Consider the following 25,624-nt stretch of genomic DNA (forward strand, 5'->3'; position numbering starts at 1 on the left):
AGGTTAAGCAACAGTATCCGCAGACACTAAATCAACAAGTTGTTCAATAATTTTACGCGTTGGCCCCAACCTTTCATCATCCGGCTTCCAATTCATTCTAAAAACTATTGAATGATCAGGCCGTAATTTAGCATGAGAAGCATGTTGAGATAGATAGTCAACAAGGCCGGCGGGGTTAGCAAATTCATTATTTCTGAATGTCATAATGACCCCCTTATTCCCGACATCAATTTTTTCGATTCCTGCTTTACGGCAAAGAGTTTTAACAATCACCACTTGTAGAAGGTTTTCTGTTTCATCCGGGAGGGAACCAAAACGGTCAATCAATTCGATGGCAAAGCCGTCAACTTGTTCTGGCTCCAGGAGGTTGGAAAGACGACGATACATAGCCATACGAAGTTCAAAATCTTCAATATAAGTTTCTGGAAGAAGCACCGGTGTGTCGATGTTAATCTGTGGTGACCAGCTTTCTTCATGGGCGACGCCTTTTTGAAGCGCGACAGCCTCCTCAAGCATTGATTGATAAAGTTCATAACCCACTTCTTTAATATGACCGGATTGTTCTTCACCCAAAACGTTACCAGCACCGCGCAAATCTAGATCGTGGCTGGCTAATGTAAATCCGGCACCAAGACTGTCCAATGATTGCAGAACTTTAAGCCGTTTTTCTGCAGGCCCCGTCAAAGGTTTTTGATCGTCATAGGTTATATACGCATAGGCACGGAGTTTTGACCGACCGACGCGTCCGCGCATTTGATAAAGTTGCGCTAATCCGAAAAGATGAGCGTTGTGAATAATCATTGTGTTTGCGGACGGAATATCAAGTCCGCTTTCAATGATTGAGGTCGATACCAACACATCATATTGTCCATCATAAAATGCGGTCATACGGCTTTCGAGTTCTTTGCCCGCCATTTGACCATGTGCAGTGATAAAATTAACTTCCGGCACATTTTCTGTGAGGAATTTTGTGATTTCATCCAGATTGGTAATATGTGGGCAGATAAAGAAACTTTGTCCGGCGCGATATTTTTCACGTAACAGAGCTTCTCTTACAATCACAGGGTCAAAAGGCGTTACATAAGTTCTCACAGCGAGTCTGTCGACTGGCGGAGTTGCGATAAGAGACAAATCGCGCACACCAGTCAACGCAAGTTGAAGTGTACGAGGTATCGGCGTCGCGGATAATGTCAGCACATGAATTTCTGATTTCAGTTTTTTAAGTTGTTCTTTGTGTTTAACCCCAAATCGTTGCTCTTCATCAATAATAACAAGACCGGGATTTTGAAGCTCGACTTCTTTTGATAACAGTGCATGAGTGCCGATTACGATATCAATTTTACCGTCTTTCAATTCTTGTTTGACAGTCGTGATTTCTTTCTGTCCAACCAAGCGTGACATTTCACGAATTTCAATCGGTAGGCCCTCAAATCTCTCTCTAAAAGTTTTGGCATGTTGTCGCGCAAGTAAAGTTGTTGGGGCGATGATTGCAGTTTGAGCACCGGACATGGCCACGATAAAGGCGGCACGTAAAGCCACTTCGGTTTTACCAAAGCCAACATCACCACATATAAGTCTGTCCATCGGTCGACCAGAAGCAAAATCTTCAATGACGGCCTCAATACTCTCAAGCTGGTCATCCGTTTCATTGTAAGGGAAACGTGCACAAAAGGTTTCGTAAAGCTTATTGTCGACTTCAAAAACCCGCCCTTCCCGCAATTCTCTCGCTGCAGCAATTTTAATAAGCTCGTCGGCAATATCTCGGAGTTTATTTTTAAGCCTGGCTTTTCGGGTTTGCCAATTCGCTGTACCAAGTCTGTCGAGTTGTGCGCCAACATCATCCGGCCCGTACCGACTTAACAAATCAATATTTTCAACGGGCAAATAAAGCCGGTCATCACCATAGTAAACAAGTTTAAGACAATCATGCGGTGAGCTTGATACTGTGATTGTCTCTAGTCCCTCAAATCGTGCAACCCCATGATCAACATGCACAACAAGGTCACCTTTAGATAAAGTGCTTGCTTCTGTAATAAAATTAGCGGCTTTTTTGGTGGCCTTACGCTTTACAAGACGGTCACCAAAAACATCTTGCTCGGTGATTACAACAATGTTGTTGGCTTCAAATCCGGTTTCGAGAGGTAAAACCCCAATACCGGCTTGATCATCCGGCAATTTTGCAAAGCTGTTCCAACTGTTAACTTGCGTTAATTGTGTTAAATTGTTGTCTGCAAGCATATTACTTAGTCGTTCACTGGCGCCAGCAGACCAACTGGTAATCAGAACTTTTTTATTATCTTTAATTAAAGAATTAATATAATCAGATAATACATTAAATATATTGATATTTTCTCTATTTCTTTCAGCAGTAAAATTGCGCCCCTCTCGCGCGCCAAAACTCATGCTTTCAGCAGTTTGAGAAGAATTATCTGTTTCAAATGGCGTTATAGTGATTGGCGAAAGGCGTTTTTTTGCATCCTCCCAGTCATCTTGAGACATATAAAGATATTCAGGCGGCAACGGATGTAACGCTGACGTTTCATTTTTAAGTGCCATTTCTAACGCCTGATACCGCGCTTCGTAATAATCGTTAATTTGTTCAAAGCGAACATCTGCAGCATTTTGGGCGAGATGATCCATGGTAACTTTCATGTCCCCGCAATGGTCAAAAATACTCTCCAAATTTTCATGAAATAAAGGGAGCCAATGTTCCATACCTTGATGCCGCCTCTTGTCAGATACGGCTTCATAGAGTTGATCGCGTGATGTTGCTGGCCCAAATTGTTTGATATAGCCTTGTCGGAAGCGGGTTACCGTTTCATCATCAAGTCTAATTTCACTGGCCTGATAAAGGTTTATTTCTTCCCGATTGTCCAGACTGCGCTGACTCTCTGGTTCAAATACCCGAATGGTCTCAAGTGTTTCTCCAAAGAAATCCAAACGAAATGGTTTGTCTTCGCCAGGTGGATACAAATCAACAATGCTCCCCCTCATGGCGAAATCCCCCTGCTCCATTACTAATGAATTTTTTATGAATCCATTTTCTGACAAAAACAAAAGCAGATCATTTATATCTACACTATCGCCGACACGCGCTGAAAAACTTTGCTTCGAGATAATGTCTCTGGCTGGAAACTTTTGCAAAACAGCATTGATGCTTGTAAGCAAAATATAAGGGGTATTGTATTCTTTTAGATTTGCAAGGCTTGCCAATGTCGACATGCGTTGTGACATCACAGTTTGCCCAGGCCCAACACGATCATATGGCAAGCAATCCCATGCGGGGAGTGATAAAACAGTGATATCAGGCGCAAAAAAAGCCAGCAAAGTTTCAAGTTCTTCGCGTTTCCCTGCGTCACGGGCAATATGTAAAAGGCCGGGTTTACCCGCAGCTGAGAGCGCGCGACAATAATCAGCTAAAATGAGCGCATCATACCCATCTGCCACCCCCGAAAAACTTTGAGGTGGATTATCAATTATTCTATTTAATTCAATGGACTGTGTAGACAACTTCAAGTCATATGTTTGAGGCTTAAAAGCTTGTCAAGCAAAGGAGATCTCAGCGCATCAGGAAGTTCCTGACGTCCTGTCGACCAGGCGAATAAATCTGTATCGGAAAGCTCAAGAATCCGTTCATAATCATCCAATTCTTCGTCATTAAGATCAGCGAGAATTTGTTCGGCAAATTTGGAGAATATAATATCCATTTCCTTAATACCGCGATGACAGGATCGGAAATAGAGTTTTTTACGTCTATCATCAAGTGTGGCTATATTTGTTGGCATAACTCATCCCATGTAAAACCGTATTGAATGCATAATATAGTTTCATTCTTTTGAACAGGTAGAAGATATTAGACCATCAATTTTAAATCCGTTATTTACCAGTCTTGAAACGCTGGCAGGTGTAGGGCCTAAATTGTCAGCCCTGCTTGAAAAGCTGTGCGGTCCTGCTCCCATTGATTTGTGTTTACATTTGCCCAGCGGGATAATTGACCGCTGTTATCAGCCAACAATTCAGGATGCCGAAGATAACCGAATTGCAACATTCGAAATTGTGGTTGAGAAACACAACGCCCCGCCGCGAAAATATCGCCGCGCGCCCTATAAAATTTTATGCAGTCACGAGACCGGTTATCTGACGCTGATTTATTTTAATGCAAAAGCCGACTGGTTGTCGCGTAGTCTGCCGGTTGGTAAAAGACGCATTGTTTCCGGACGTGTTGAACGCTTTAGGGATACGTTGCAAATGGTTCATCCAGACCATGTTCTCACACTAGAAGAATTTGAAAAAATGCCTCTGATTGAGCCGGTATATCCAATGACAGCAGGCGTTACATCAAAGCCACTTTATAAGGCCGTAAGGGGCGCACTAGCACATCTTCCAGAGGTTGATGAATGGCAGGATAAAGAGTGGCTTAAACGGCAGAACTGGCCAAGTTGGAAGGCCGCATTGTTGGCGGCACATGCCCCGAATGGTACGGAAAACTTGCGCCCAGATGACATAAATCGTCAACGGCTGGCTTATGACGAGCTACTGGCAAACCAGCTTGCTCTTGGGCTGGTTAGGTCTCAGCGTCGGTCAAAGCCCGGGCGCATATTGATGGGTACAGGAGAGCTAAAATCTTCGTTGCTTAAGGAACTCCCCTTCACCCTTACCAGTTCTCAGGAACTTGTATTGAAGGAGATATTTGAAGACCTCCAATCCGACCAAAGAATGCTCCGATTGCTTCAGGGTGACGTCGGGAGTGGAAAGACAATCATTGCGCTATTGTCGATGTTACATGCTGTTGAAAGTGGTACTCAAGCTGTCCTGATGGCCCCGACAGAAATTCTTGCTCGTCAGCATGCTGAGACCATCATGCCGCTTTGTGATGCTATCAATATTCGTGTGGAGCTACTGACTGGACGCGACAAAGGTATTAAGCGCGAAGAAAAATTATCTGGCTTCAGTCAGGGTGAAACACATATTGCGATTGGAACACATGCTTTGTTCCAAGAAGATGTGATTTTTGAAAATCTCGGCATGGTTGTTGTAGACGAGCAGCATCGCTTCGGGGTGCATCAGCGAATGCGTCTTTCTGCCAAGGGTCAGGGGACAGATGTTTTGGTGATGACCGCAACGCCTATACCCCGCACGCTCACGCTTGCGGCGTATGGAGATATGGATGTGTCGCGCTTAACTGAAAAGCCTGCAGGTCGGCAGCCCATAGAAACAACTTTAATAGATGTCACGCGCATTGATGAGGTTTTGGCGGGGCTTAAGCGTCAAATTGAGAAGAAAAGCCGTATTTATTGGGTTTGCCCGCTAGTTGAAGAAAGTGAAATGCTTGATTTAGCTGCCGCAGAGGCGCGCTTTGAGGATTTAAAAGCAGTTTTTGGGGCACGGGTTGGTATTGTTCACGGCAAAATGAAGTCGACTGATAAAGATAAAATCATGGCGCAATTTCAAGCTGGAGATATTGAGTTGCTTGTATCGACTACAGTTATTGAAGTTGGCGTGAATGCGCCAGAGGCAACTATTATGGTGATTGAGCATGCGGAGCGATTTGGGCTGGCGCAACTTCATCAGCTTCGCGGACGCGTTGGGCGTGGTGCAGATAAATCATTTTGCATTTTATTATATCGCACACCATTAAGTGAAACGGCAAAAGCGCGATTGAAGATTATGAGAGAAACAGAAGACGGATTCTTAATTGCCGAAGAAGATTTACGCCTACGAGGTGCTGGTGAATTATTGGGAACACGCCAAAGTGGATTGCCACATTTTCGACTTGTGAATCTCGATAGTCATAGCGGCATGCTTCCGGCTATTCATGATGATGCACGTTATATACTTGAGACAGACCCCAAGCTTACATCACCGCGTGGCGAAGCTCTCAGACTTTTGCTCTATCTGTTTAGACGAGATGAAGCAATCAGATTGCTGGAGTCAGGATAAGTCTACGCCTCATCCTCTTCGATTGTATTTGTCATGCCTGCAGAAATGACAAGACGTGCCCCCTCCTCTATCGACATGTCCAAAACGCGCACATCTTTGCGTGCATAGAACAGAAGAAATCCGGAGGTCGGGTTTGGCGTTGTCGGCACAAAGACAGATACAGTCTCATCGCCCACAATATCAGCAATTTGCCCTTCGATATCATTGGTAATAAAACCCACGGCCCAACATTCTTTCCGCGGGTATTCAACCAAAACGACCTGTGAGAAAGAGCGTTGGCCGTTCTCAACAGCCGCCTTAAAAATTTGCCTCAGCGCATTATATATCGTTCCGGCAATCGGGGTTTGGGAAATCAGATTTTCACCAAACTTAACAAGAGATCGACCAAAGAAATTTGTTGTCAATGCGCCAACGATAAACACAATGATAAGAGCTAAAATGACACCGATGCCGGGCACATCAAACGGCAGATATTCCGAAGGTTGAAATTGAGAAGGGATAAGCGGTGTAAACCAACTGTCCAGCAAACCAATAAACCAAGTGATGAGTAAAATCGTTATCCCAATCGGACCAGTCACGACAAGCCCCGTTAGGAAACTATTTCGCAAGGTACGCATTATTGATTTGGATGGTTTTGGTTCTTCAAGCAGAGGATCAGACATAGATAAAATCTATCTTATTCTGATTGATTTGAAAACAGATGCGTCACTCATTTTAAGTACCGTATTTTTAAATATCGCATTGCTTACGGTTTTTAATGCTTCGCATATATCGTTTGTAAAGTGTTGGAGCCAGAATGTGATCATATACCTTTACGGCAAGGTGTTTGATGAATGGTAGGTTTATTAAAAAGGCAAGACCTTTGAAACCTGGCACTTGTCTCCACAATGTGATGAAGGCAGGTACACCACTAATAATTTCCCCGTTCGGAAGTTTTGCATGCAAACGCTTTAACATATCTTCCTGCGAAAAGCCTTCAGTTACTGAAACGGATATATCAACGAAATCAAGCGGGCTATCTTTTACCCCCTTTTTCTGCGTGACTAGTTTTTTATACATTTGGATTTCCGGTGCACAAATAGAGCAACTACCATTGTAAAATATCTGGATTTTCGGTTTTTTCGTGCCTGATTTCATATAAAATATATAGGGTGATAATATTTATATGGAAAAAATTTTTTCTTTTTTAAAATACTGTTTTTGGAGACGTAAAATAAGTATTTTTTAGGGCTTGATTTTGGAAGTTTTATAATTTCATTATATATATCATTAAGTAAGCAGAAGATGATAAAGTTTACATCTCGACTTTAAAACGGCACAAATTTTGCTGTTTTTTTAGTAAAAATGTATCTCGCTGTATCCTGATTTTTTCTGCAGTTTTTGTATCTTGAGTTTTGTATGCGTAAAGTTGATGTAAATAAGTTGTCACGTCCCGGTTTTCACCGTCTGGAAAAAAAGCTGTATCTTCGCTGTTATCAGGGGGGGTCTAAGGCCTATGTTCACCGTCATAGAAATTACTGGATACTCATTGGGGACTTTCACAAGGTAGATATTGATGATGCGGAGGCCATTAATGATGCGATACATACGGCTTTGGCGCGCGGATACGATGTTGACAAAATAAGAAGTAAAATTGCACGGCGTGAAAAACTTGAGACACTATGGGAAGTAGAAGAGGTAGCCAAAGCAGAGGAAGCAGTTGTTTTAGAAAACCGTATTCTCTTCAACCGCGTGGCAACTGAGTGGTTCAATAAAAACAAATCTTCATGGGCGCGAGATAAAACTGTTACGCAAATGTGGCGAATGCTTGAGGTGTACTGCCTCCCCCATCTTGGTGAAATGCCAGTTGAAGATATCAGCACATCCGATGTTGTTAAGTGCCTTGCCCCTATTTGGTTGAAGAAACCGGAAACTGCGGACCGTTTGATGAGTAAATTGAAACGGATTTTCGAGTATGCACAATCGCGTAAATATTGTGTGTTTAATCCCGCTGTGTTTTCTGTTGATTTTGAATTACCCCGTAGAACAAAAACGTTACGTCGAGATACAACAAAAATTGATTATGTCCGCGCTGCGCATTTCTGGAATGAGTTTAATACTAAGGCCGACCCGCAATCCCTGTCCGTTCAGGCAGCTAAGATATTGATGTTATTATGCAAATCGCCAATGCAAGTTTCCCAGATGAATTGGATAGATTTGGATCTTACAAATTCACGCTGGATGATTGGCTCATTTTCTGAAACTGAGCTTGAACTGAATATGTATACCCCTATCCCTTCATTGGCGTTGGATATTTTGAAAAATTTGAGGATGCAAACCGGTAATGAGCCGTTTGTTTTTTATAAACAGAATAAAAAATCCGATACGATAACGGAGGCGTCTATCCGTCACGCTATTCAAAATATTTGGGGTAAAGGATTAACGCCCCATGGGTGGCTCGGGACTTTCAAAACCTGGAGCCACTCCACCGGCTATTCGCAATCATTGTTGGAAGTATATTTTCACCAATCAGCATTCTTAAATCTAAACATTACAGAGCGTCAGGAAATGTACCGACAATCACGCATCATGCTAACACACTGGCAGGATTATTTAACTGGCAATGCAAAACTAACAGAACGCGCGCGTCTATAAGTTTTCAAAGACGTATTCACATACATTTTAATTAAATTGTATTGCAACTCTTGTTTTATAAATTTAAAAAACCTGGGAACAATGAAGTTAAAAAATAAACTTTTCGAAACCTTTATGGTTCCGTGCCATTACTTATGGAATAAATTTTTTTATCAAAAAAAATATTCTATTAAATACTATTAATTATAAATAGTTAACTTAAGTGTATCTTAATTTGTATCTTAAAATATAGCCGTCATAAACAATTGTTTTTATATCGTTTTTTTATTTTTTCTACCCGATTTTTTGAAAACGTAAAAAAAAGCAAGAATCAGTACTAATTTTGGTTTCTTGTGAATATCACCTTGAGCAAATTCGATATAGTCTAGAAACCAGACGATCTACATCTTCGAAACTCTTGTAAATTGCAAATGAATAACGTGAAGACTTCTCCTCACTAAATATGTATAAAATAATTTGAGTACAATGATGCCCCGATATATTGGCAATACCCCCGGCGTTAAGCCCTTCAGCAATTTCCTATGCACAAAAACCATCAATATTAAAAGACAATCCTCCTCCTTTTTGGGTGATTGGCCGATAATGGAACAGCCGGGTTTATACAAAAATGCATCAGTTGCCATGGCAAGTAATGCCGACACTTGTAAACCCGCAGCTTGAAGGTCTGGCGTGTTAGGATAGTTAAGCGCTGCCACGAGAGCAACTGCATCAGTAAGGCTCTCCGTTCTTGCCTCAAATTTAGTTGGGCGACCTGCATAAGTTGTTTTTGTGAATATGACATCATTGATTATGCTACCGCCCCTTGCCACGGAAACATGCTATCTAGTAAGTCACTTTGTCCGTAAGGAGCACCAATACAGGTGGGTGAAAAATTTTATGTCCGGAAAAAGTGAAGAAATCAAAACCCAGTGATTGCACATCGACCTTGAAATGAGGCAATCATTAAGCCCCGTCAACTAGACTAACTTCACCGATAGTACGCGTCATAACATAAACCCCTTCTACCGGGTTGATTGTCACTAACACATTGATAAAATTAGCAATTATGACAATTTTTTGTCTTCGGGCTAAGCATATTCGCATAAGCTAAAATGTCCAACTCACCGCTATCTGTAGTGGGAATTAACTAATAATAGCCTCTATTATTTGGGACACTGTTTACCATGGAAAAATGTTAGCGTGATGCTTTATTTGTGAGAGAATTATCTGTTCACCAATTTGAAATTTTCACGTCCATAGCTATTGACAACTAGATTGGTTCTTTCCGTTATAACCCAAAATAAAAATTCCTCAGGGCGCGCAATATTTATATATTTTTGAACTTAGTCACTTTAATCCTTATACATATCTGATGCTTCTCTTCCAAGTTCTTGTGAGCTCTGATGTATATTTGAATTTGATTTCTGATAAAATGGATTTACTTCGTTAAACACTTGATTTGGATTTTTACTCTCTGCCACATTATCCAACCGAGTTAACTGGTGAACATTAACTTCTTGTTCTAAGGTCGGGATGCCCTCCCTAACCTTTGCACTATCGAAATGCACAACTTTCATTTGGCTTTGTTTTTTCTAAAACCTGAGTTGACTGATTGATAAAGTAGTAACTGCCACGAAGTATATTAAACCCCTGCACTTCAAGGCTCCGCTAGTACATATTATTAGCTGAGTGCTATTTATTACCTTGAGTCAAGTTAGTGTCGTCTTTACAGTTTAATGATAAGACAAATTTTTCGTCCCCTAAAACCTCCAATGATCGATTTGTCCCCCATAGGAAAGTTATTAAGGCATGCCTTATTTGCTAAAAGAGTGGGTGCGCGGCCTTTATAATCTAATTCATTACCTGATTTTATATTACTAAATATATGTAATATATGTAAATTTAAGGATTTAGCCCCTTAAAATTGCCATGTAGTCATTCAACGGAGACTGAATAGATTTATACTACCCATAATAATCAAAGTATAAACTCGAAAAAGAACCAAAAAATAAAACCCCAGATAATTGTATTAAAAATAATGGATCCAATAAAACTTTTTACATGTGGTTTCATTTTATGACTTTGCAAACTTAATTATTTTTAACATCCAGATAATTAGAATTACTAAAACATAAACTGTATAAGTTGAGTATAGAGATGTTTCAATCATGCTTCCAGAAAATGTATAGAAAAAGATAATAACCAAGTAGTTAACTCCAGTCGCATGGAGCATCTTCCAGTTTTTTATTCCAATTCTTTTTACCATGGCATCGGTGGATGTTAAGGTCATTGCATACATTAGTAAGTATCCCAATCCACCCCCTAAAATTGAAACAAGTTCAGGGTTTTCATTGTTTGTATAAAAAAAATAAATCAATGCGGCTAGGTGAACGGAGTGAGTAATAGAAAAACTCAAACCAAAATATCTTCGGTTAGTTGCTAGATTGTTAATCGCATCAAAATTAAATGTATCTTTGAGAATGCTTACGGAGTATGCGGCAATCAAATATAAGAAAGAAAGGTGGGCACTATATCTTGTCCAAAGTCCTGCACTATCATCAGAAGGGGCAATGATAAAAAAGTATATTGCCAAGGCAAATGAAAATAAGACACTTGAAAAAAGTAAGTTGAATTTAGTTAAAAGCATTTATTGTAGTTATAGACAGTAGACAGTTATATCAACTTCACGGACGGTGAGCATTTTCATTTGCAGAATAAATTCCATTTTACCCTATTAATTTATTTCTGTTTTTTGGCAAACATAATATTAAAGTGATTATAAAAGAAATTAATGAAATTGGCATAGTAAATGCCAAGACATACATGGTTGTTTCAACCAATTCTGTTGCCGTTCCATCAATTACATCATCAAATCTCCATGCCCAAGTCCTATAGTGAAGACAGAATGCAAACCCCCAAGCACCACACAGAATACCTATAGCACTTGAATCCTTTACAGTTAGAAATCCTGCGGTTATTAGTAAGGCAACTGCAATGAGGTCAGGCAAATAACCAGCAATAGTTTGTCCAAACTTTATCGTAAATAAGGTCTCAAGTGTAAAGTGAACAAGGGCAATAAAAATAGTGAAGATAGAAAATTTATAAAGAAATGCTTTCATGTTTAATGGATTAAACCTGTACTTAAATCTATTCGACAGCCACGAAATAAAAAAGGTGTCTACTTGTTGGTTTGAGAAATCTTATTAAAACTCATTATGGTTTCTTAAATTTATAAAGTCTAAACCTTTTCTTTAAATGTCCTTTCATATAAGTTTTTAGCGAATAAGGGTGTTTCTTCTTCATTATGTTTCCGCACAAAATAACCACCTAATGCTAAAGCAGACAAAATTTTCATAATGAAATTAGGGTGTTCTACCAACACGGTATTTTGGAATTTACATTCATTTTTAGAAACAGAAATGAGACGCATTTCCCATGTAACTTTCACAACAATATGTATTAATTTCATTAACCAAAGATCCGACATAGAAACCATCTTAATGTAATCAGGTTCTTTAGCTTCCGCTACATAGTGTTGGACCAATAAGTTTCCTCCAACGCTCTCTACATTGACAGACGTCTGTGTTCCATCAGTGTGAATGCTTGATCCAGCAGCAATATGACCGCGTGCTGTGGTTTGATAGTCCTTGTCTGATAGAGTGAAAACCCAATCATGAAGATTAAATGCTTCCTTAGGTGCATTAATTGTTGTTTCACATACAGTTTGAAATAATTTTTTCATTCATATTCTATTTATATCTTAATTGACAACTTTATCTACTCCACGGTAACAGAGTGTCCATAACCAAATTATATTTACCCATAATTATCTGAATAATGTTTTTCTCTCTCTTCTTTCTTCATGCCGACTGTATCGTTCATAAAATTATTTCCATCTTCTCTAGATTTGAAAACCCAAATACAAACGGTGTCATGCGAATGATAAATTGCTTTTAACTCGTCATCTATTTCACAAATCTCTTTTGGTATTTCTGTTTTAATACAAATCATGATTCAAATCTTAATATGGTTTGCGACCAACCAGGAAATTTTTCTTTATTCAACAGTGGTGGATTTATTTTGTTTGTAACTGTTTTTTTATTTTTCATTTTAATTCTCTTCGAGAATTCCTTTTTCTTTTAATTTCTTTGTAAGTTTTTTTGTTTTAACAAATGATATTAGTCCAAATACAAATCCAACTGTTCCTAATGACATTCCCATCACTCCAAATACTTCCATAATTAACTCCTATTAAATAACAGTTCGAAACTACAGTTATTCTTTAAAAGAATTGTTACATACAAAATCATTCGACCGTTACTGACTTTGCGAGATTACGCGGTTGATCGACATCTGTCCCTTTTGCAACAGCTGTGTGATAGGCAAGTAATTGTAAAGGAATGGTATAAAGAATTGGTGTCAAAACCGGATCAATTTCTGGTAAAAATATGAGGTCCGAAATATTGTCTGTGTCAGTATTACCAGGATCCTCGGTTAGCAAAATAATGTCTCCCTGTCGGGCAATCACTTCCTGCATATTTGAAATAGTTTTAGGATACATTGCATCTTTCGGCGCAATAGTAATAACAGGCATATTATCTTCAATTAAGGCAATTGAGCCGTGTTTTAGCTCGCCTGCGGCAAAACCCTCTGCATGGATATAAGATATTTCTTTCAGTTTCAGAGCGCCCTCTAGTGCCAGAGGATTCATCAGGCCACGCCCGATAAAAATAGCATTTTCTTTCTTGGAAAGCCGCACAGCAATTTGTTCAATGCTCGTCTCAAGTTTAAGTGCCTCACCCATGAGCCTTGGCAAGGTTAAAAGTGCTTTGACAAGTTCATTTTCACGCTCAGAAGCAATGCGTGCTTTCCCAAGTGCGAGGGCAAAGCAAAACAGAACCGCAAGTTGACAAATAAAGGCCTTAGTTGAAGCCACGCCAATTTCCGGCCCAGCAAAAGTTGGCAAAGTAATATCGGCTTCGCGTTGCATGGAACTGTCTGGTGCATTGACAATAGCAAGCGTTTTAACATTCTGTGCTTTACAAGCCTTTAAAGCTGCAAGTGTATCCGCTGTTTCCCCGGATTGAGAAACAAACACCGCCAGGGTGTTTTTATCCATAGGGACATCGCGATAGCGAAACTCGGAAGCAATATCAATATCTGTGGATATACCCGCCAGTGTTTCCAGCCAGTAACGTCCGGTCATCGCCGCATAATAAGCTGAGCCGCAGGCGATAAGCACAATGCGCTTAATATCTGAGGTATCAAAATCAATTTCGGGAATTTTAACTGTAGCTTCATGGGCATTAACATAATGCGCAAATGTATGTGAAATGACTTCCGGCTGTTCAAATATTTCCTTAGCCATAAAATGCTTGTGCCGACCTTTGTCGACAATAGAAGCAGAGGCATCTTTAACTTGGATAGGACGTTCTACGGACTTACCGTCAGCGTCAAAAATATCAAGGCTGTTATCAGTAAGAATGGCCCAGTCGCCATCTTCCAGATAAGTAATCCGGTTTGTCATAGGTGCGAGTGAGAAAGCGTCTGACCCAACAAACATTTCGTTATCACCGTGGCCAATAACGAGCGGGCTACCCTGTCGGGCAGCAATCATCATCCTATCCTCGTTCTCGATTAACAAGGCAACGGCATAAGCACCTTCAAGCATGGCAAAAGTTTTGCGTGCCGCTATTTTGATGCTTTCAGCTTGAGCCAAATGATAGGAAAACAAATGGGCAATAACTTCCGTATCTGTTTCCGTAGAAAAAACATAACCATGAGACGTTAAGGTGTTTTTCAGTTCCAGGTAATTTTCGATAATGCCGTTATGCACCACCATAACGCTATCAGCCTTGTGTGGATGCGCATTTTGTTGTGTAGGGGCTCCATGAGTTGCCCAGCGCGTATGCCCAATACCTATATTCCCCTTAAGGGGTGTCTGCTTTAGTTCGGCTTCAAGATTGATGAGTTTTCCCTGACTTCTCCGTCGATCAATTTTATCATCATTAATGGTTGCTATTCCAGCGCTGTCATAACCGCGATATTCCAACCGTTTCAGCGCGTCATAAATAACAGGCGTAACTTCTGTTTGACCAATTATACCAATTATTCCACACATATTTAGTCGCCCTTAGCCTCACTTGCTTTACTTTTTTTCATTCGAAATTTAACAGCCCATCCGTCAATCTTTCGTAACGGAGCACGTGTAAGTGCGAGGCTGTCAGCCTCTACCTCGCCGGAAATGCTGGAAGACGACCCGATATAAGCGCCTTCACCAATATTAACCGGTGCAATTAAGGACGAGTTAGAACCAATAAATGCCCCTGCACCAATGTTGGTAAAATGTTTATCGTACCCATCATAATTACAGGTAATAGTACCCGCACCTATATTTGCACCTTCACCAATATATGCATCGCCAATATAAGAAAGGTGATTAACCTTTGCGTAATCCTTAATTTGGGCTTTTTTTGTTTCAACAAAATTGCCTATTTTAGCGCCTGTCCCCAGCTGCGTACCGGGACGAAGGCGTGCATAAGGGCCAATCTGAACACCAGTTTCTGCTAATACACCCTCTAGGTGACTAAACCCTTTAATCGTGACTGCTGCACCAATTTTAACGCCTATGCCGAAGATACAATGTGGCTCTATCGAACTATCCGGCCCAATCTCTGTATCATGTGAGAAATAAATAGTTTCAGGGGCAATCATGGAGACGCCATTATCAAGATGTTTTTGGCGTAATCTGTTTTGCATGAGCGTTTCGGCTTTTGCCAAACCGCTTTTCGTATCAACGCCCATCGTATCCTCTTTTTGGCACCTGACGAGACCGATATTAATATTTTGTTTGTTAGCCAGCCCAACAATATCTGGCAAATAATATTCTGATTGAGCGTTATTATTTTCAAGACCATTAAGTAAATCGGGCAATAGTGCTGCATTTATTGCTAAAGCGCCCCCATTACACAGGTTAATCTGGCGAGTCGCCGCATCGGCGTCTTTATGTTCAACAATACTTACCGGCTTACCATCCTCACAAATAATGCGCCCATAGCCCTCAGGCGTATCGGTGTTAAAACCAAGCAAGGTTAGGTCGGCACTGTCTTCAACCATTTGCTTGAGTACTTCTGGGCGCATTAATGGCGTATCCCCAAAAAGGATAAGCACTTTATCGGGGGCGCCAGAAAGTGGCATCGCTGCTTTCACGGCATCGCCTGTGCCAAGCTGATCTTCTTGAATTGCCATGGTCAACTTTTCGGTCTGCGCATTGGCAAGAATGTTATTTCTTAAATCTTCCTGAAAAGGTGATGTAACGATGGTGGTACTCGAAACGCCGGCAGATTGGGCAGCGTTGATGACATGAAATATCATTTCAAGGCCTGCAACCTTATGCAACACCTTGGGTATATCTGACTTCATTCTGGTGCCTTTACCCGCGGCGAGAATAATTGCTGAGAATTTACCACTAATAGTCATGCTTCACTTCTGTATGAGTCACGATTACTTAAATAGAATGAATGATGCGATAAATAAACTCAAAGAGTTTTTCAAATTATTTCAGTAGTTTGATGCGCAATTCAGACAAATTATCCAACAATGTGAAAAATCTCTTCATTGTCGAGATGCTCTTTTGACGACAGAATAGAAGCCAAATGACTTTTGGTGCGTGGCAGAAGGCGATCCATGAAAAACTTAGCTGTTTTGACCTTATGGGTCATTTCATTAGTTTTCATTGTGCCAAGCGCGCCTCTGGCAAGATAATGCCCGCCTGCAACTAAGCCGAAAAGCGTAAGATAATCTGTAGCACCATACAGGCGATCAAGATTATTGGGGTGCGTCAGCATGAAATCTGTGGCTGCTTGCAAGTCAGCAAAACCGTTTTTAAGAGCAGAAGATAACTCTTTAAGTGTTTCTTCTTCGGCGCATTGAGTAATGGTTTCTTCAATTTGAGCCAAATACTCAGATATGATAGCGCCATTAGCAAGTGGAAGTTTCCGATTAATTAAGTCTATGGCCTGAATACCGTTGGTGCCTTCATAAATAGGCAGAATTTTTGCATCTCTGGAAAATTGAGCAATGCCTGTTTCTTCAATAAAGCCCATGCCGCCATGTATTTGAACGCCCAGACTAGAAACTTCGTTGGCAATATCCGTGCTAAATGCTTTAGAGATAGGCGTAAGAAGATCATTAAAAGCTTTCGCTTTCTCATCTCCCCCGAAATGGGCAAGATCATGAAATACCCCGTTTTCATAACAAATAGCGCGCGCCGCATCTGTCAGCGACCTCATTGTCATCAGCATATTGCGAACATCTGGATGAGTTGCGATGGGAACAGGTGTATTATCACCCCTATCAGCATCCGGTGCACGGCCCTGAACTCTGTCTGCGGCATAAGACATAGCAATTTGTGTTGCTTGTTCAGCCAAACCAACACCCTGAATACCAACATTTAAACGTGCATTGTTCATCATAGTGAACATTGCCGCCATGCCGGTATTTTCAGCACCAATGAGCCAGCCGACAGCACCATCATTCTCACCAAATGACATGACACAGGTTGGGCTTGCATGGATACCGAGTTTATCTTCCAGACCGATACATTTAACATCGTTTCTATCGCCAAGAGAGCCATCATCATTTACGAAAAACTTCGGCACAATAAACAACGAAATACCTTTCGTGCCTTCAGGTGCGCCAGGCGTGCGAGCTAGAACAAGATGAATTATGTTCTCGGCCATGTCGTGATCGCCGTAAGTTATGTAAATTTTTGTACCATAAATTTTGTAAGTACCGTCTGGCTGGGGTTCGGCTTTGGTTTTCACAGCTCCGACATCTGAACCAGCTTGAGGTTCTGTCAAATTCATAGTTGCGGACCAGTTACCTGAAATAATCTGACGAAGATATTTCTCTTTTTGCGCCTCTGAAGCATGAGCCTCGAGTGCTTCAACTGCACCAGAAGTCAGCATCTGACACAGTGTGAAAGCTATATTGGAATTAAGCATTTCAAATACTGCATTTGCCAAAGAGATGGGTAACCCCTGTCCACCATATTTTTCCGAAGCTGAGAGTGTTGGCCAGCCATTATCGACAAGTTGTTTATAGGCGTCTTTGAACGCTTCCGGCACCACAACACCGTGTGACTCCAAATGGGCTTTCTCTTCATCACCAATTCTGTTGGTGGGGGCAATAACTTCAGTTGTAAATTTACCAGCTTCTTCGAGAATGGAAGAAATCACATCTGCATCAAGTTCTGGAATTGCTTCATAAAGACGATCAAAACCTGCCTCATGCTTCAGGCTGAAACTTATTCTATCGACTGGTGCTGTGTAAGACATGAAACCTCAAAGCAAATATAGGGTTTAATCTAAACCCTGCTGGTCACTGATAATTAAATTAATGCCAAAACGCCGGTAATAACAGGATTAACCGGCTTTTTGCTTCTCTTTTTCCTCACGCGCCTTTTCCGCAAGCTGTCTTTCAAGAGATCTAATCCACTTAAATGCATCCTTCGCTGTGTCGTCAAAGTCACCAGCTTTACGGAATGTTTTAATGGCTTTTTCATACTTGCCTAAGCGCGCTTGAGTAATACCAAGAACGAGATAGGTGTTGCTTTCTCTCTTTTCAAGTTTGCCTTTATCGACGGCTTTAATGAGATATTTTTCAGCATTTTTCCAATCTTCATCCTGAATATAGGCCTGACCCAATTGAGCGTAAAGCTTGCCACTCTTTGATTTTGATGCTGCTTTTAGCAATGGTGAACGGGATTTTTTCCATTCACGCGAATGCATCCACGCCGTTGCAAGCAATTCCCAATTCTTAGATGTCTTTTTAATAGAACCATCTTTTAGCCCCTTATCTAAGATACGTGCAGCTTTATAGGGAAAATCATTATAAAGATAAAGTTGGGCTATACGCACAAGTTCTTTACTTGTTGTGAGCATATCTTGACTGTGCATAGCTTGCTGGGCGGCGAAAGCTTTCTGCTCTTTACCCAATTCTTGATAAACGGCTGATAATTGCTGCCAGAATGCTTTTTTACCGGGGAAGCGATCAACAACAAGCTCTAGGATAGGAAGAGATTCTTTATAACGTTCTTGTTGAAGGTAAACAGAGAGCAAGATGCGATACCAAGCCTCCTTTGGCGATTCAGACATACTAATCGCTTTTGTGACATTCTTTTCGGCTTGCTTCAGATTATCCATAATGAGATATATCTGTGCCTTCAAACCATACGCAGATGCACTCGGCTCTTCGACTTGCGAGAACCAGCGATTCAAATAACGAAGTGCTTGCTTCGGTTTATCCTCAGCAATGCTGAGCTGAGCCAAATTATATGTCAGATCGAGTTGAACTTGTTCAGGCAAGACACCTAAATTTAAAGCACGTTCAAATTCAACGAGCGCACGGCTATAATCACCTTTATCGGCCCAAACATAAGCATATGTTTGCTGGGCAACCCCTTTTTCATAGGAGTTATACCGATCACTTTTCATCATGTTCAGCAAGATATTCATTGCTGTTTCATGATTGCCTTCAGACAAAGCTTCTTGGGCTGACGTAATCTGGTTAAAAGCCGCTTTACTCAATACTTGTGAACGGCGGGTTTTCGGCTTTTTCTTTTTCTCCTCCTGCGCTGTTGCCGTATCAATCAAGCGAATTGCTTCGGGCATGATAGGAGATGCCATGAAAGAAAAAATCAGAATAAGTGAGCTAAAGCGAAGCTTTGACATAACTAGTCCTTACTAATCTGGAAGGTAATCATCTGACGAACCCCCGGTCTCGAAACAGCACGACCTTCCTCTGTTTTGGGTCTATATTTCCATTTCCGAACTGCGTTAATGGCAGCGCGGTCAAATATACCAGCTGGATCAGAGTCAATCACGACAGGATTCATAGCCTGCCCAATAGGGCTGATTGTAAATTCAAGCAACACCCAGCCTTCAATTCCGCGCGACAGCGCACGGTTTGGATATCTCGGCAGAACACGAACAATCGCGAGGGCATCACCATCAACAGGAGCATTCAAATTAAGACCCATTGACAGTCCAAAATCTGCATCGATATTTGACGGGTCTATATCTGGACGATCTACCTGATCCATGGGTGGTGGCGGGGGCGGTGGTTCAGCTTCTTTACGAGATGGTCGCTTAACACGGTCTTTGGTGTTAACCTCCTCCTCTCTCTCAAGACGGACGAAATCAATGGCTACACCGCCAAAAGCTTCCTCAATCTCATATTGCTGACCGGTCACCATGATTTTCATTACGAGGAATAGAGCTGTTGTCGTAACAGCAGCCAAAAACCAATTAGGTAAACCTTGGATAAATGAAGGCATGCCCGGAGACTCCTTTACCGTTCTTCTGCAGCAATGGAAATTGCTTGCACACCTGCCAGACGGATTTGATCCATAACTTCAACCAATGTACCGGTTTGAGCATTTTTATCTGCCTGAATGACAGCACCCCCCTGAGGGTTTTCGGCATGCAGACGTTCAATGTTAGCACGAACGGCATTAATGTCGACCTCACGGCGATTAATCCAAATCTCATTGTATTCATTGATTGCGACAAGAATACCTACACGGTTCTGCTTAGTGGCAGTTTGTGCATCAGGACGGGTAACATCAATACCGCTTTCTTTCACAAAAGTGGCTGTCACAATGAAGAAGATGAGCATGATAAACACGACATCCATCATTGGTGTGATGTCAATATCGGACTCTTCGGTATTTCTTTGACGTTTGCGACGCATAAGATCCCCCCTACATCAATATTAATTTATCTTCGAGTTCTGAGACAGCACGATCTGCGCGCCGTTCCAAAACAGTCGAAAAAGCAATACCAGCTACTGCGGTTACAAGGCCTGCCATTGTTGGCAGAGTTGCCTTGGATATGCCCGCAGCCATGGCTCTAGCATTTCCTGATCCAGTAATCGCCATCACATCAAACACTTCTACCATGCCAGTAACGGTCCCGACGAGACCGAGTAAAGGTGACAATGCAACAAGTGCTTTAATGGAGCCCATATTTTTCTGGGCACCGATTTTGGCAATTGAGATGAGTTGCTCTCTGATACGATGAGCCGTCCATGACTTATGATCGCTACGCGCGTTCCAAGCATTCAATGTTTCATCATGTAGTTGCACAAATCCACGTCTGAAGTAACTGAAACGTTCGTAAATCAATCCCATAAGAATGACATTAACAATCATGATGACAAACAAAACGTTGCCACCCATCTCTAGGAAGTCCCTAACGCCACGAATGGCGTTAAAGGGATTAAGAAACAGCCAGATGATCTCGCTGAATTCCATATTCGGCTCCTACCTATCGACCTTTGTTGGCTTCAGCATGCGCGGCAACAAGACCGGTAGCTTGCTCTTCAAGGATTTGAACAACTTCACGAGAACGAGAAGCCGCAACCGAATGAAGCAATAAAGTCGGAATAGCAACACAAAGACCCAGAACAGTTGTCATGAGAGCTTGTGAAATACCACCAGCCATGAGTTTTGGATCACCCGTACCAAACAATGTAATCGCCTGGAAGGTCAGAATCATACCTGTCACCGTACCCAATAGGCCCAACAATGGTGCAACACCAGAAATCAGTTTAATGGTGCTTAGGCCACGCTCAAGCGCTGGCATCTCTTTCAAGATTGCATCATCAAGTTTCAATTCGAGTGTCTCAACGTCAACCGTACGGTTGTTGGTGTAAGCTTCCCAGACGCGACCCAGTGGATTATCGCCACCAGGCTGACCCGACTCAAGCTGTTGATTTATGGATTTAGCTGTCAGTGTCAGACGGAAAATCCGCTCGAATGCCAATAGGACACCGGCAATACCAAGAAGGATAATGATGTAACCGACAAGACCACCCTGCCCGATACGCTCACTAAGATTTGGCGTCTGCAGGAAAAGATCCAAAATTGCCCCGCGAGACGGATCAACAACACCTGCAGTCAACTCACCTGGATCCGCATCAAGCAAATCGTCCGCACCATCCATGAAGCGTGCTGGTGGTTGACGACCCAGTTCAACAAATTTACCGTCACCTGCATAGCGGAGGAAACGATTATCACTAATGGCTGTAAATGGGCCAACACGGGTAATTTCTGCCGGACCAGCGATACCATCAGAGCCGACAATCTTACCGGTAAATGTTTTGACTTCACCTTGTGCTGTCATTTCTTGCTGGAGTGCATACCAGAGCCCCTCAAGCTCTTTAATCTTTGGAAGACCTTTAGACTTTGCAAGCTCATCAAGAGCAGGCAGACGACCAATAATCTCACCACTGATTATACTTGAACCGACTTGTGCGCTGGTTTCACCGGAAACCTGACGGACAACACCGAATAGTTCACCAAAAACACCAAGGCGTTCGTTTAACAAACCTTCAAGTTCAGCAAGTTGCAGTTCGTTCGCGTTAAATGTTGCTTCGAGACGCTCGCTTCGAGCCTCTTCGATACCGATTTTTCGGTTAACATTATCAAGCATAGATTTACGCTTGTTGCGCTCATTAATAAATTGGCGCTCGCGTTTTTTATTGGCTGAGTTGTCAGTAACACGACCTTCTTTGACGCGCTCAAGTAATTGTTGAAGGGTAAGTGGTTCGTCTTTAGCAGTTGCTTCAGCGTCCTGGGCAAAGACATTGGTAGCGAAAAAACCGCATACCAGAAATGTTAAAAGTGTTTTACGAAACATGATTAGTTACCCCCATTAGCGCCAAACAAAGGCACAACCATTAGATTTGGCGCGGCTTGTTCGCGGGCAATTCTTAAATTGGTGCGAATTTCAGCGTCAAAGTCACCATCTAGGTCAATCCAATCGCTAGCAGCTTGTGACCACACACCACTCTCTTCGCCGTCAAGTGTTTGATAAAGCCATGAAACGCGACCAAGACGAAGGAAATTAACAGTACGCTCGACGCCATCAACTGTAAGCTCACCTTCATAGGCCTCAATCGTACGACCGTATTCATTTTCTATTTCGAAAGCTTCGAGAATTTTACGATATTTTTCAGCAGGGTTAGCATCTGACCGGTCCATGAGAGAACGTAAACGGGCAACACGTGCTTTACGCTCATCAATAAGGAAAGGTGTGTCAAGATTTACGAAAGCTTCCAGACCATCAATCATTTTAAACATGTGAGGGATGATTGTCCGGTCGATGGTTGTTACGTCTTCGATTTCCTGACGAATTTTAACCATCTCTTCTCGTTGAGCAGCGATAAGTTTTTCCAACTGAGCGTTGTACTCTCTTAACTCTTCAAGCTGTCTAACGGATGCTCTGTACTCCATAACAAGTTCAGCAGTTTGATCATCCAGTTTATCAATCTTCTTTTGAGATTTTGATCCGTCAGTCACAGTACCGTTTGCTGTGGACTGAACTTGAGCTAGCACTTCCTGTGCATTCGTCTGAAATATTAAAGCAATTAAAACAAAAAAACTTGCAATCGCTGTTATTAAACCACGATGCAAGAGGGCATTGCTGTTTGAATAAGCCTTCGGCATATCTAGTCCCTCACTAAAATAAGAATACGGCTTAAAACCGTTATTTGAAAATATCCATTGATTTACTTTCATATCAACGCGCTAAAATCAAGTCGTGTGATGTTAGAAACTCAATAAATTTCCTATCAAGAATGTTAGTAAAAATCTGAATTAGCGGTAAATTTTCTTAATTGTTCTAAAACCGAGATGATTTGTACCCAACCCTGTTTCTTGAGGTTGTCTTGCTGCGGGTCTGTATCTGAGACAATAATTCTGAGCACACAAATAAGAACCCCCTTTAATAACATATACTTCCTCTAGGTCATTTGCCTTTATCTTATCTTTCAAGAACGCATCAGGATGGCTATGATCAATCGCTTCACGTTCAGCGGAGTAAATGTCATCTGTCCACTCCCAAACGTTACCAATCATATCCAGAAGTCCATTATTGTTTTCCGGAAAACAACCCACAGGTGCAATAAATTCATATCCATCTTCCCCAGTACCCATCGTAGGGAATCGCCCCTGCCATGTATTTGCCATAAAAATGTCGTCTGGATAAGCTTCATCGCCCCATGCATAGCGGGAGTCAGACCCAGCCTTAGCAGCATATTCCCATTCTGCTTCGCTAGGTAACTCATGCCCTTTCCATTTTGCGTAGGCTTTAGCATCAGCTAAGGCAATATGCACAACCGGATAATGCTCTTTACCTATTATCGAACTTGATGGCCCTTCCGGATGACGCCAGTTCGCGCCAGCTACAAATTGCCACCAATTCATGAAATTTAGACTGTAAAACTTTTCAGGTGGACTGAAGACCGCAGATCCAGGAACCCTTAGCTCATCATCAATATCTGGATAGGCTTCTTTAGAAAGGCCACGTTCTGCAAGCGTGACGTAACCTGTTGCATCGACAAATTCTAAGAATTGTGCATTCGTGACTTCATACTTGTCCATGTAAAAGTCATTTATAACGATGTTCTCGCGTACCCGTTCCTCAGGATAACCAGTGCTGTCCCCGATTATAAAATTTCCACCTTTAATCAAAACCATTTTGTGCTGGGGATTGTCACACTGAGCTTTCTGCTGAGGTTTATGGGTGCCAAAATAGTAATAAACACCTAAACACAGACATGCGATGAATAATATTACCAACGCCGCAAAATGAATCTTTTTTTCGGTAAGGCGCATGCTCCAGAATTCCCTGACTTATTATTAAGTTACAAAAATTATAATAAACAAATTGTCTTGTTATACAGGTAATGTCCGGGTAACTGGTGAGCCCTGCAGGAATCGAACCTGCGACCCACTGATTAAAAGTCAGTTGCTCTACCAACTGAGCTAAGGGCCCTTCCAGTAAGCGGGATATAGACCAACTTACACGTCACTTCCAGCCTTATTTTTATAATAGGTACAATTCGTCTCACCCTTCACAAAATCATGCCTTTTCAAATGGCGGTATATCGCCCTCATTCTGGTCTCTATAAAAAGCCGCTACAAAAGCTTCAAATGAACCCGCCTCAATATTTTGCCGCATTTCTTGCATGAGTGATTGGTAATAATGAAGATTATTCCAGGTCAATAACATTGCCGCGAGATATTCACCACATCTGACCAAATGATGCAAATAGGCTCGGCTATACTGACTTGCCGCTGGGCAATCACATTCTTCATCAAGTGGCCTCGGGTCATTAGCGTGACGGGCATTCTTTAAATTAACTTTACCTTTGCGTGTATAGGCCAAACCATGACGCCCGGCGCGAGTCGGCATCACACAATCAAACATATCAATACCTTTGGCAACGGAAAGGACGAGATCTTCGGGCGTACCGACCCCCATAAGATATCGCGGTTTATCTTCAGGTAAGGCGGGAACCGTGAATTCCAGCACCTTTAACATTTCTTCTTGTCCCTCACCAACAGCAAGACCACCAACGGCATATCCGTCAAAACCGATATCAAGGAGATTTGACACGCTTTCCAGTCGAAGATTTTCATAAACCCCGCCCTGGACAATCCCAAACAGCGCATCACCTTCGCCTTTATCGTAAAGCTGGAAAGCCTTTTTCGATCTTTCAGCCCAACGCGTAGACAACGCCATCGAGTCACGCGCCTGTTTTTCGGTTGCCGGGAATGGGGTACATTCATCCAAAATCATGCGTATATTCGCACCCAAAAGTGTTTGTATTTCTATACTGCGCTCGGGGGTAAGCATGTAGGACTTTCCATCAATATGGCTCTGAAAATTGACACCTTCCTCACTCATTTTTCGGAGCTTAGAAAGCGACATCACCTGAAACCCTCCACTATCGGTAAGTATGGGTCCCTCCCATTTCATAAAATCATGCAAACCGCCAAGTTCGGCAACTTCTTCAGCACCAGGTCGCAACATCAAATGATAGGTGTTGCCAAGAACAATGTCCGCGCCAAGGTCTTTTACCTGTTCCATATACATCGCCTTGACAGTGCCAGCCGTCCCAACAGGCATAAAAGCAGGCGTTCTTATCTCACCTCTAGGGGTAATGACTTTGCCACGCCGTGCATTTTTATCCTTTGAATGAAGTATGAAATCCATGGCGT

The 25,624-nt window shown here is 41.9% G+C and carries 24 protein-coding genes, 1 tRNA gene and 1 pseudogene; 2 read left to right on the top strand and 24 right to left on the bottom strand.

The window, feature by feature from the left end:
- Positions 1–3: 3 nt before the first annotated feature.
- Positions 4–3,510 (bottom strand): transcription-repair coupling factor, encoded by a 3,507-nt coding sequence (mfd, locus tag RS24_RS01680; protein ID WP_051295566.1) that lies wholly within the window; start codon positions 3,508–3,510, stop codon positions 4–6.
- A 2-nt stretch (positions 3,511–3,512) separates the two neighbouring features.
- On the bottom strand, positions 3,513–3,785 hold the full coding sequence (locus RS24_RS01685) for an FAD assembly factor SdhE (protein WP_021776444.1): 273 nt from the start codon (positions 3,783–3,785) through the stop codon (positions 3,513–3,515).
- Between the two features lie 67 nt (positions 3,786–3,852).
- Between RS24_RS01685 and recG the strand changes: the two genes are divergently transcribed.
- Positions 3,853–5,940: an ATP-dependent DNA helicase RecG gene (gene recG / locus RS24_RS01690; RefSeq protein WP_038300429.1), complete on the top strand. Its 2,088-nt coding sequence runs from the start codon at positions 3,853–3,855 to the stop codon at positions 5,938–5,940.
- A gap of 2 nt (positions 5,941–5,942) precedes the next feature.
- On the opposite strand, the gene RS24_RS01695 is transcribed toward recG, so the two are convergent.
- Both RS24_RS01695 and RS24_RS01700 read right to left on the bottom strand, forming a co-directional pair.
- Entirely contained in the window at positions 5,943–6,602 is a 660-nt protein-coding gene (locus RS24_RS01695) for a DUF502 domain-containing protein (protein WP_021776446.1), read from the bottom strand.
- Between the two features lie 67 nt (positions 6,603–6,669).
- Entirely contained in the window at positions 6,670–7,077 is a 408-nt protein-coding gene (locus RS24_RS01700; RefSeq protein ID WP_081696218.1) for a thiol-disulfide oxidoreductase DCC family protein, read from the bottom strand.
- A gap of 261 nt (positions 7,078–7,338) precedes the next feature.
- Between RS24_RS01700 and RS24_RS01705 the strand changes: the two genes are divergently transcribed.
- Positions 7,339–8,574, top strand: a complete 1,236-nt coding sequence (locus tag RS24_RS01705) for a tyrosine-type recombinase/integrase (protein WP_021776448.1) — start codon at positions 7,339–7,341, stop codon at positions 8,572–8,574.
- 339 nt (positions 8,575–8,913) lie between these two features.
- Here RS24_RS01705 and RS24_RS10120 read toward each other — a convergent pair whose 3' ends face one another.
- From RS24_RS10120 to tgt, 20 genes and pseudogenes are all read right to left on the bottom strand, one after another.
- Complete coding sequence (locus tag RS24_RS10120) at positions 8,914–9,090, bottom strand: aminotransferase class V-fold PLP-dependent enzyme (RefSeq protein WP_192814054.1); 177 nt, start codon at positions 9,088–9,090, stop codon at positions 8,914–8,916.
- A 50-nt stretch (positions 9,091–9,140) separates the two neighbouring features.
- Positions 9,141–9,383 (bottom strand): annotated as a pseudogene (locus RS24_RS10130) (aminotransferase class V-fold PLP-dependent enzyme); the annotation flags it as partial.
- A 13-nt stretch (positions 9,384–9,396) separates the two neighbouring features.
- A complete protein-coding gene (locus RS24_RS10135; protein ID WP_108912097.1) occupies positions 9,397–9,513 on the bottom strand; it encodes an aminotransferase class V-fold PLP-dependent enzyme in 117 nt (38 codons plus the stop codon).
- A 392-nt stretch (positions 9,514–9,905) separates the two neighbouring features.
- Positions 9,906–10,130 (bottom strand): aminotransferase class V-fold PLP-dependent enzyme, encoded by a 225-nt coding sequence (locus tag RS24_RS10140; protein WP_021776451.1) that lies wholly within the window; start codon positions 10,128–10,130, stop codon positions 9,906–9,908.
- Between the two features lie 497 nt (positions 10,131–10,627).
- The gene (locus RS24_RS09935; RefSeq protein ID WP_021776452.1) at positions 10,628–11,200 is read right to left on the bottom strand and encodes a ferric reductase-like transmembrane domain-containing protein; all 573 of its coding nucleotides are present in this window, start codon (positions 11,198–11,200) and stop codon (positions 10,628–10,630) included.
- A 79-nt stretch (positions 11,201–11,279) separates the two neighbouring features.
- On the bottom strand, positions 11,280–11,672 hold the full coding sequence (locus RS24_RS01725; RefSeq protein WP_021776454.1) for a hypothetical protein: 393 nt from the start codon (positions 11,670–11,672) through the stop codon (positions 11,280–11,282).
- Positions 11,673–11,791: 119 nt separating this feature from the next.
- On the bottom strand, positions 11,792–12,295 hold the full coding sequence (locus tag RS24_RS09630; protein WP_021776455.1) for a hypothetical protein: 504 nt from the start codon (positions 12,293–12,295) through the stop codon (positions 11,792–11,794).
- 368 nt (positions 12,296–12,663) lie between these two features.
- Positions 12,664–12,792, bottom strand: a complete 129-nt coding sequence (locus tag RS24_RS10085; protein WP_021776457.1) for a hypothetical protein — start codon at positions 12,790–12,792, stop codon at positions 12,664–12,666.
- A 67-nt stretch (positions 12,793–12,859) separates the two neighbouring features.
- A complete protein-coding gene (gene glmS, locus RS24_RS01740) occupies positions 12,860–14,674 on the bottom strand; it encodes a glutamine--fructose-6-phosphate transaminase (isomerizing) (protein WP_021776458.1) in 1,815 nt (604 codons plus the stop codon).
- 2 nt (positions 14,675–14,676) lie between these two features.
- Positions 14,677–16,032 (bottom strand): bifunctional UDP-N-acetylglucosamine diphosphorylase/glucosamine-1-phosphate N-acetyltransferase GlmU, encoded by a 1,356-nt coding sequence (gene glmU, locus RS24_RS01745; protein WP_021776459.1) that lies wholly within the window; start codon positions 16,030–16,032, stop codon positions 14,677–14,679.
- A gap of 110 nt (positions 16,033–16,142) precedes the next feature.
- Entirely contained in the window at positions 16,143–17,891 is a 1,749-nt protein-coding gene (locus RS24_RS01750; protein ID WP_021776460.1) for an acyl-CoA dehydrogenase family protein, read from the bottom strand.
- An 87-nt stretch (positions 17,892–17,978) separates the two neighbouring features.
- Positions 17,979–19,286 (bottom strand): tetratricopeptide repeat protein, encoded by a 1,308-nt coding sequence (locus RS24_RS01755; RefSeq protein ID WP_021776461.1) that lies wholly within the window; start codon positions 19,284–19,286, stop codon positions 17,979–17,981.
- Positions 19,287–19,288: 2 nt separating this feature from the next.
- On the bottom strand, positions 19,289–19,891 hold the full coding sequence (locus RS24_RS01760; RefSeq protein ID WP_021776462.1) for an energy transducer TonB: 603 nt from the start codon (positions 19,889–19,891) through the stop codon (positions 19,289–19,291).
- 14 nt (positions 19,892–19,905) lie between these two features.
- A complete protein-coding gene (locus tag RS24_RS01765) occupies positions 19,906–20,307 on the bottom strand; it encodes an ExbD/TolR family protein (RefSeq protein ID WP_021776463.1) in 402 nt (133 codons plus the stop codon).
- Positions 20,308–20,317: 10 nt separating this feature from the next.
- On the bottom strand, positions 20,318–20,869 hold the full coding sequence (locus RS24_RS01770; RefSeq protein ID WP_021776464.1) for a MotA/TolQ/ExbB proton channel family protein: 552 nt from the start codon (positions 20,867–20,869) through the stop codon (positions 20,318–20,320).
- 13 nt (positions 20,870–20,882) lie between these two features.
- Positions 20,883–22,256 (bottom strand): MotA/TolQ/ExbB proton channel family protein, encoded by a 1,374-nt coding sequence (locus RS24_RS01775; protein WP_021776465.1) that lies wholly within the window; start codon positions 22,254–22,256, stop codon positions 20,883–20,885.
- 2 nt (positions 22,257–22,258) lie between these two features.
- Positions 22,259–23,065 carry a DUF3450 domain-containing protein gene (locus RS24_RS01780; protein WP_021776466.1) on the bottom strand — a complete coding sequence of 269 codons (807 nt, stop codon included), beginning with the start codon at positions 23,063–23,065 and terminating at the stop codon, positions 22,259–22,261.
- 150 nt (positions 23,066–23,215) lie between these two features.
- On the bottom strand, positions 23,216–24,235 hold the full coding sequence (locus tag RS24_RS01785) for a formylglycine-generating enzyme family protein (RefSeq protein WP_021776467.1): 1,020 nt from the start codon (positions 24,233–24,235) through the stop codon (positions 23,216–23,218).
- Between the two features lie 84 nt (positions 24,236–24,319).
- A tRNA-Lys gene (locus RS24_RS01790) sits at positions 24,320–24,395 on the bottom strand.
- Between the two features lie 87 nt (positions 24,396–24,482).
- Positions 24,483–25,619, bottom strand: coding sequence for a tRNA guanosine(34) transglycosylase Tgt (gene tgt / locus RS24_RS01795; RefSeq protein WP_021776468.1), 1,137 nt, complete (start codon positions 25,617–25,619; stop codon positions 24,483–24,485).
- Between the last annotated feature and the right edge of the window lie 5 nt (positions 25,620–25,624).

It is taken from the genome of Candidatus Micropelagos thuwalensis (assembly GCF_000469155.1).
GTDB lineage: Bacteria > Pseudomonadota > Alphaproteobacteria > RS24 > RS24 > Micropelagius > Micropelagius thuwalensis.